A 9,117-nucleotide genomic window follows, 5' to 3' on the forward strand; every position below is an offset into this window, starting at 1 on the left:
GCCCGGCTGCGACGCGGCCGCCGTCGCGCCGCCCTGCACCACGAGGCCGCCGATCGTGCCGGTACCCGTGACCGTCGCACCGTTCTGCACGGTCACGGTCGACTGGCTGAGCGACCCGTTGACGGCGAGCGTGCCCGCGCTGACCGTGGTCGGGCCGCTCAGCGTGCTGGTGCCCGTCAACGTCAGTTGCCCGCTGCCGGCCTGTGTCAGCGAACCCGCGCCGGAGATCGCGCCGCCGAACGACGTGTTGTCCGAGCGGTTGAAGACGAGCGCGCCTGCATTGGCGACGTTGCCGGCGATGCTGCCCGACGTGCCGCCATTGCCGAGTTGCAACGTGCCGCCCGCCGCGATCGTGGTGACGCCTGTGTACGTGTTGTTGCCGGTGAGCACCTGTGAACCGCTCGCCACCGTGACACCACCCGTACCGGCGATCGTGCCGGCAAATGTCGTCCCGCCGGCATGCAGTGCGAGCGTATTCGCCCCCAGAATCACGTTTGAGCCTGCCACGCCCGACAGCGCGCCGATCGTCTGCGCTCCCGTTGCGCCGCTCAGGTCGAACACCGTGTCGCCGCCGGCGAGGGTCATCGCCCCCGTCGGTGCGAGGCTGCCGCCCGCGCCGAGCGCCAGCGCCGCAGAGTCGATCGTTGTTCCGCCCGTATACGTGTTCGCGCCCGTCAGCGTGAGCGTCCCCAAGCCGCTCACCTCGACGCCCCCCGCACCGGTGATGGCGCCCGCCAGCGTCGTGCCGCCGTTCGTAGACATCGTTGCACCGGACGCGATGTTGATCTGATTGGCGATGGTTACGCCGGGAAACCCGAGGAACGATGCGTTACCGGTCACGTTCAGCGCACCGGTGCCGAGCGCCGTATTGCTGCCGACACCGAGAGCGCCGCTGCTCAGCGTCGTGCCGCCAGTGTACGTGTTCGCGCCCGTCAGGTTATGCGCGCCGGTGGCGGCAAACGTCAGGCTGCCTGCACCGCTGATCGTGCCGGCGTAGACCTGGCCGCCGACCGTTCCGACCATCATCAGGTTGCTGTTGCCCAGCTTGATACTCGTGTCCGAGTGGCCCGTCAGCATGCCGACCGTCTGGGTGCCCGTCGCGGCGCTCAGATCGAGCACCGCGCCCGGGCCTTCCAGGGCCATGAAGCCGGTCGTCGTCAGCCTGCCGCCTGCACCGATCGCCAGCGTGCCGCCATCGACCCCCGTGTTGCCCGTGTACGTGTTCACGCCCGTCAGCGTCGTCGTGCCGCTTCCCTGCTTCGTGATCCCGCCCGCGCCGCTGATCGTGCCGGCGAACGTCTGGTTCGTGCTGTCGCCGAACTTCAGCGTCTGCAACGGATGGCCGATGACGATTTTCGAGCCGCCCACTCCGCTCAGCGCGCCAATCGTCTGGGTCGTGGAATCACCCGAACCGCTGATATCGAGCGTAGCGCCCGCGCTCGACAGGTTGACGGCCCCGGTCGCCGCCAGCGAGCCACCCACGCCCAGCGCCAGCGTGCCGCCGGCGATCGTCGTGCCGCCCGTATACGTGTTCGCACCCGTCAACGTTTCGGTGCCGCTGCCCTGCTTCACGATGCCGCCCGTGCCCGTGATCGCGCCGCCGAACGTCTGGTTCGTTGCATCGCCGAACGTGAGCGTGTTCGCGCCGAGCGAGACGGACGTGCCGCCGACGCCCGACAGCGCACCGATCGTCTGGTTTCCGCCTGCCGTGCTGATGTCGAAAGCGGCACCGGGCGTGCCGAGATTGACCGAGCCCGTTGCCGCGAGCGAACCGCCCGCGCCGAGCGCCAGCTTGCCGCCGTTGATCGTCGTGCCGCCCGTATACGTGCTCGTGCCCGTCAGCGTTTCGGTGCCGCTGCCCTGCTTGGTCACGCCGCCTGTACCCGTGATCGAGCCGGCGAATGTCTGGCTCGCCGTGGTGCCGAAGGTCAGGCCGTTACCGCCGAGCGCGACCGTCGAACCGGCCACGCCGCTCAGTGCGCCGACCGTCTGGTTCGCCCCGGCGCCACTCAGATCGAGCGTCGTGCCCGCGACGCCGAAATTCACGCCACCCGACGACGCAATGCTGCCACTCACGCCGATCGCGAGCGTGCCGCCGTTGATCGTCGTCGTGCCCGTGTACGTGTTCGTGCCCGTCAGCGTCTCGGTGCCGCTGCCCTGCTTCGTGATCCCGCCTGTACCGGCAATCGTGCCGCCGAACGTGCCGTTCGTGCCATTACCCAGCGTCAGCGTATTGCTGCCGAGCGTGACGTTCGAGGTCGCCACGCCGTTCAGCGCGCCGATCGACGTGCTGCCGCCCGCGCCGATGTCGAGCGTCGTACCCGTGCCCATCAGGTTCACAGCGTTGCTCGACGCAAGGCTGCCGCCCGTACCGATCGCCAGCGTGCCGCCCGCGATCGTCGTATCGCCCGTAAAGGTGTTCGCTCCCGTCAGCGTCTCGGTGCCGTTGCCCTGCTTCGTGATTCCGCCGGTGCCCTGGATCGCACCGCCGAAGGTCTGGTTCGTGCCGTTGCCGAACGTCAGCGACTGGCTGCCGATGCGCACGAACGATCCGTTCACGCCCGACAATGCGCCGATCGTCTGGTCTGCTCCCGACGTGGTGATGTCGAATGTCGCGCCCGACGCACCGAGGTTCAGCGCACCCGTCGCCACAAGCGAACCGCCCGCTCCGAGCGCCAGCGTGCCGCCGTTGATCGTCGTGCCACCCGTGTACGTGTTCGTGCCGGTCAGTGATTCGGTGCCGCTGCCCTGCTTCACGATGCCGCCCGTGCCCGTGATCGCGCCGGCAAACGTCTGGTTCGCCGTGCTGCCGAAAGTGAGGTCGTTGCCGCCGAGCGCGACCGTCGACCCGGCCAGGCCCGTCAGTGCGCCGATCGTCTGGTTCGCCCCCGCGCCGCTCAGGTCGAGCGTCGTGCCCGCGGCGCCGAGATTCACGGTGCCGGACGACGCGATGCTGCCGCCCGCACCGATCGCCAGCGTGCCGCCGCCGACCGTCGTCGTGCCCGTGTACGTGTTCACGCCCGTCAGCGTTTCGGTGCCGCTGCCTTGCTTGAAAACCCCGCCCGTACCGGCGATCGTGCCGGCGAATGTCCCGTTCGAGCTGTCGCCGTACACCAGCGTGTTCCCGCCCAGGTTCACGGCCGAGCCGGCGACACCGTTCAGGACGCCGATCGTCTGCGGGCCCGTCGCGCCGCTCAGGTCGAGCGTCGCGCCTGCACCGGCCACGTTCACAGCGCCCGTCGACGCCAGGCTGCCGCCCGCGCCCACCGCCAGCGTGCCCGCGTTGATCGTCGTGCCGCCCGTGTAGGTGTTCGCGCCATTCAGCGTCGTGGTCGCCGGGCCATTCTTCACGAGACCGCCCGCGCCGGAAATGCCGCCGCTCAACGCGAGCGCATTGCTGCCACCCAGCGTCAGCGTCGAACCGTTGCCGAGATTGACCGCGTTGGCAACTGACACGCTCGTGTTGGTGTCGAGCGTCGCGGTGCCCGCGACGTTCACCGTGCCGCTGCCGAGCGCACCGTTGTTGCCGAGCACGACGCTGCTGCCGCTGTTCAGGTTGGTGCCGCCCGAGTAGGTGCTCGCGCCATTCAGCGTCTGCGTGCCGGTGCCGGCCAGCGTGAGGCCGCCGGTGCCGCCGATCACGCCGCTGAAGGTGCCGCTGGCGCTCCCGCCCAGTGTCAGTCCGTTACCGCCGAGGTTCACGGCCGAGCCGGCGACACCCGACAGCGCGCCGATCGACTGCGCATTGGTCGCGGCACTCACGTCGAGCGTCGCACCCGCACCCGCCAGGTTCACCGCGCCGGTCGCCGCCAGGCTACCGCCCCCGCTGATCGCGAGCGTGCCCGCGTTGACCGTCGTGCCGCCCGTGTAGGTGTTCGCGGCCGTCAACGTCGTCGTCGCCGCACCGTCCTTCACGAGACCGCCCGCACCAGTGATGCCGCCGTTCAGCGTGAGGCCGTTGCTGCCGCCCAGTGTCAGCGTCGAACCGGTAGCGAGGTTGACTGCGTTGTTGACCGACAGGTTCGTGCTCGTATCGAGCGTCGCCGCGCCGCCGACGGTCAGCGCGCCGGTGCCGAGCGCCGCGTTGTTGCCGAGCACGAGGCCGCCGGCATTCAACGTCGTGCCGCCGGTGTAGTTGTTTGCGCCGGACAGCGTCACGGTCGCCGCGCCGTTCTTCACGAGACCGCCGCCGCCCGAGACCGTGCCGCTCAGTCCGAGATTGGTGCTGCCACCGAACGTCAGCGTCGTGCCGGTGGCGACGTTGACATTGTTCGCGAGCGACACGTTGGTGGTCGCATCGAGCGTCGCCGGACCGTTGACGTTCACAGCGCCGCTGCCGAGCGACGTATTGCTGCCGACGACGAGGTTGCCGCCGTTCAGGTTCGTGCCGCCCGTGTAGGTGTTCGCGCCGGACAGCGTCTGCGTACCGGTGCCTGCGAGCGTGACGCCGCCCGTGCCGCCGATCGAGCCGGCGTACGTCGCATTGCCGCTGCCGCTCAGCGTCAGCGAATTGCCGCCGAGGTTCACGTTCGTGCCGGCCGAGCCCGCCAGCGCGCCGACCGTCTGCGTGCCCGATGCGTTGCTCATGTCGAACGTCGCGCCCGCTCCGGTCAGGTTCACCGTGCCGGACGCCGCCAGGCTCCCGCCCGCGCCCAGCGCGAGCGTGCCGCTGTTGATCGTCGTGTCGCCGGTGTAGGTGTTCGCGCCGCTCAGCGTCAGCGTCGCCGCGCCGTTCTTCACGAGGCCGCCGTTGCCGTTGATGCTGCCGGCCAGCCCGAGATTGTTGCTGCCGCCGACCGTCAGCGTCGTGCCTGTGGCGAGATTGACGGTGTTGTTGAGCGTCGTGTTCGTACTCGAATCGAGCGTGGCCGAGCCGTTGACGTTCAGCGCGCCGGTGCCGAGCGACGCGTTGTTGCCGACGACGATGCCGCCCGCGTTCAGGTTCGTGCCGCCCGTGTAGTTGTTCGCGCCGGACAGCGTCAGCGTGCCGCTGTCGTTCTTCGTCAGCGCGCCGCCGCCCGACACCGTGCCCGACAGCGTGAGCCCGGTCGCGCCCTGCACCGTCAGCCCGCCCGCGTTGAGCGTCACGTCGTTGCTGACGTTGAGCCCGGCGGTACCTGCCTGCAGCGCGCCGCCGGTGGCCGTGATGGTGCCGGTGCCGAGCGACGCGTTGTTGTTGATGATCGCGGTGCCGCCCGCCAGCGTCGCGTCCTGCGCGGTCGACGCGCCGTTGATCGTCCAGTTGCCGCTCTGGACGTTCAGGTGATTGAAGTTGATGTAGTTGTTGGCCGCGATCGTGCCGTTCGCACCGGCCCCCTGCTGCAGCTTGAGCGTGTTGTCGCCGCCCGCGCCGCCATCGACCGTGCCCGTCGCCGCGACACCGAGCGTGACCGGGCCAACCGTGATGTTCAGTGCGCCCCCGGTGCCGCCCGCCGTGTTGACCGACGAGCCCGTCACCGCGGTGAACGAGTTCGTGCTGTTCGCGCCCATCGACACGCTGCCGTTGATCGTGCCCGAGTTGACGAACGAGTTGCCCGCCCCCGGCGTACCGTTCGTACCGAGCGACACACGCCCCGTGATCGTCCCGCTGTTCGTCATGTTGACCGTGGCGCCGCCGTATGCGGCGACCACGGGCGCGTCCGCGCCGGTGAGGGTCGCGCCGACCAGCGGGTTCGAGCCGATCGTGCCGGTGTTGTTGATCGTCGACGTGCCGCCCGTGCCGTTCTGGACCGACAGCGCCATGCCCGTCACGCCGCTGATCGCGACTCCGGTCGAGCCGTTCATCGTGCCGTTGTTGATGACGGTGGTGCCGGCGCTCGCCGCCGAGTTGCCGATCACCGTGCCGCTCGACAGCACGCCGAGCCCGGTGCCGAGCGCCGACGGGTCGATCGTGCCGTTGTTGGTCAGCTGGGTATTGTTGCCCGTCAGCGACATCGCGGTGCCACCGACGCCGAGCAGCACGCCAACGCTCGCGCCGGCGTTGACGGTCGCATGGATATTGTTCGCGCTGTTCGAGTAGTTCGGCGCCAGCGGGTTGGCGACCCCGGAACAGGTCACCGTGGTGCCAGCCGTGGAACAGGTCGCATAGGCGGGCACGATACCGGCGCCGGACAGCGCCAGAAAAACACCCGTCGGCAACAGCAATTTCGGAAACGGCTCGCCGGCTTTTTTCGAACGCGCAAGATTCATGCTTTCCCTCGTTATTGGCTCGTTATTGGAATGGGCATTACCGTGAAACGAAACGATCGACCGCAGAAAATCTGCGGACAAAAGCGTGCACTCCGGCTGTCGCGATGCGACGTCGGCTAATTCATGGACGAATCTTTATTTGGCCCTGAAAGGCAGGCGTGAAACTAGTCGAATGACATGTCGGTGGCCCCTGTTTTTCTGCAGCGATTTTCTGGTTGATTTGATTACCGCCCGGCTTTTTGTCAGACAAGGCTATATCAAAAGAACAGGCTTTGCCAGTCGATCTTTTCCCTTTCAGATCAGGGTGCAGCAAGCGCGCATTTTTTACTTATCGAAGCGCTTCAGACAGGTAACTTCGCATGCCGTTTGTCAATCCATTTGATATTTCTCAAAAATCAATGGAATCGATACATCCGTGAAAACACTGATATCAGTGCGATTATCGTCGCCGTTTGTTGCAACGCAAGATATGTACCGCGGGAAAATATCGAAACCAGATAATCCGTGCGCCGCCATTCGTCAGACAAAAGAAACATGTCTGGCATTTACCCGACCCTTTCGATGTCCATCGTGCATCGAGCGAAAGGCCCGCACCTCGTTACGAAAACAGGCTCATCAGATAAAGCATCGGCCGGAACGAAACCGGCCGTGCATCGGGATTCACCCACAGCCGCACCGCATACACCGCGTACGCCGGCACTTCGCGCCAGCTCGAATAGACATCGCGCAACTGGAAGCGGCGCGGATACGCGGCGGAGATGTCCGCCCGCGCGATGCCGACGCGCTCGAACGCGAGGCGCGCCCGTGCGAGGTGGTAATACTGGCTGACGATCAGCACGCGCGACTGGCGGTGCGCCTGCAGGTACGCGAGGGTGTGCTGCGCAGTCGCGAGCGTGTTGTCGCCCTGGTCGTCGACGGTGATCCGGTCGGCCGGCACGCCACGCGCCACGAGATAGTCGCGCATCGCGGTCGCCTCGTTCAGCCCGGGGCCGTCGATCGCGCCGCTGACGAGGAACGCCGGACACTGCCCCGTGCGGTAGCAGCGCGCGCCCACATCGAGCCTGGCGGCGAGCACGGGCTTCGGCGCACCGGCCTCGTCGAGCGCGTTGCCGAAGATCACGGCGACGTCGGCCGGCTCGCTCGGCATCCGCATCCCGTACGCGACGAGCGCCACGGCCGCGACGATCCAGAGGCAAGCGACGGCGGCCAGCAGGCGGCCCATGCGGGCCAACAAGCCCCGTTTGGTGTGGTTTTTCAAGGTTTTCGGTCTCTCAGGTCGTCGGGCGTAGCGGCATGCCCGGCCCCGGACGGGCGCGTAACGCTAGCACGGTGCGCGTTCGGGTGTCCACGCGATGGACCGATGCCGGACGGCAGCCGGCCTTCCGGCAAGGCAACCGGAGCAGCGTGCCCGGCAAAGCGGGGACGCAATATGGAGATCGAAAGAGTGTGAATGGCCGCGCCGCGATGCACGGCCCGGCACGACGCGGGTCAGTCGACCTGGCACATCGTCAGCCGCCCCATCGCCTCGCCTGCGCCGCGCACCGCGCAGGTGGCCGGCTCGTCGGCGATCCGGGCGACGAGCCCCGTCTCGTCGTACAGCAGGCGTTCGAAATCCGCGAGCAGCGCGCCGCCGCCCGTCAGCACCACGCCGCGATTCGCGATGTCGGTCACGAGCTCGGCCGGCGCGTTCTCCAGCACCGACTTCACCGCGCCGATCACCTGCTTGAGCGGCGCGACCAGCGCGTCCGCCACATCGTGGTTGGATAGCTCGATCGAGCGCGGCAGGCCGTCGCCGACACCCCGCCCGACCGCGCGCGTCGACCTGCGCGGCACCGCGGTGGTGGCCGAGCCGATCGTCTGCTTGACGTGCTCGGCCGTCTGTTCGCCGAGCAGCACGCCATACAGGTTGCGCACATGGTTGACGATCGCCGCGTCGAACTGGTTGCCGCCCACGCGAATCGCCTCGCGGTAGACGATGCCGCCGAGCGCGATGACCGCGACTTCGGTCGTCCCGCCGCCGATATCGACGACCATCGAGCCGACCGGCTCAGTCACCGGCAGGCCCGCACCGAGCCCGGCCGCCAGCGATTCCTCGATCAATTCGACCTCCGATACACCCGCGGCGAACGCAGCCTCGCGGAGCGCGCGGCGCTCGACGGCCGTGGCGTCGGACGGCACGCACAACGTGACCTCGACACGGCGGCCGAAGCGCGAACGCGTGCGCGACATGTCGATGAAGCTGCGGATCATCTGCTCGGCCGCGTGCGCGTCGGCGATCACGCCGTGCCGCATCGGCCGCACGGCTTCGAGATGCCCCGGTTCGCGGCCGAGCAGCGCCTTCGCGAGCTCGCCGACGGCCTCGAGCGTCGGCCGCGCGTCGGTCGCCCCGGCGCCGGCCTTGCGGAAGCAGACGACCGACGGCTGGTTCAGCACCACACCGCGTTCGTGCGTATAAATCCGCGTACTCGCCGTTCCAGGGTCGATCGCAACGGGTTGCGCAAACAACTTTCCGAACAGCGGTGTCGACATATCAAACCTTTGTAATCGAACGGACCAGGGCAGCCGCGCCACATTTTAGCGGCGCGTCCATGCCGCCCCATCACGAACTTAGCGGCAAATCGTTCCGATACTTTAGGCAATTCCGATGATTTTTTCGCGACTGAATTGTCAAAAATGCCGTTCCGGACGCATCCGGCTACGCAACAGCCTCTCGCATTACGCCTGTAAAACACGGTAATCTCTCGGTCTTGCCTGCTCCCGGCAGGCCTCAGACGCCCGATCACGCCAGGTATTTCCACCATGACAGCGACCGTTTCCTTCCGCTGGGCGCGGGTGCGCCCGCTTTGCACGACGCTCGTCGCCTTCTGGTGCTGCACGGTCGCCGCGCAACCGCTGCCGGCCGCCGAATCCACCGCCGCGGTCACCGCC

Annotated in this window: 3 protein-coding genes; all 3 read right to left on the reverse strand. The window is 67.8% G+C overall.

Annotation, left to right across the window (positions count from 1 at the left end):
• A partial coding sequence (locus tag G3N99_RS28790; protein WP_206124083.1) for an autotransporter-associated beta strand repeat-containing protein occupies positions 1-6,189 on the reverse strand: 6,189 nt, incomplete at its 3' end.
• Between the two features lie 598 nt (positions 6,190-6,787).
• A complete protein-coding gene (locus G3N99_RS28795) occupies positions 6,788-7,411 on the reverse strand; it encodes a YdcF family protein (protein WP_241011904.1) in 624 nt (207 codons plus the stop codon).
• A 266-nt stretch (positions 7,412-7,677) separates the two neighbouring features.
• Positions 7,678-8,718: a rod shape-determining protein gene (locus G3N99_RS28800; RefSeq protein WP_174936850.1), complete on the reverse strand. Its 1,041-nt coding sequence runs from the start codon at positions 8,716-8,718 to the stop codon at positions 7,678-7,680.
• Between the last annotated feature and the right edge of the window lie 399 nt (positions 8,719-9,117).

Source organism: Burkholderia sp. Ac-20392 (assembly GCF_017104585.1).
GTDB lineage: Bacteria > Pseudomonadota > Gammaproteobacteria > Burkholderiales > Burkholderiaceae > Burkholderia > Burkholderia lata.

Excerpts from the sequence above, each read along its gene's own strand:
- G3N99_RS28795 (WP_241011904.1), bottom strand. The coding sequence starts at position 7,411 with ATGGGCCGCCTGCTGGCCGCCGTCGCTTGCCTCTGGATCGTCGCGGCC.
- G3N99_RS28800 (WP_174936850.1), bottom strand. The coding sequence starts at position 8,718 with ATGTCGACACCGCTGTTCGGAAAGTTGTTTGCGCAACCCGTTGCGATC.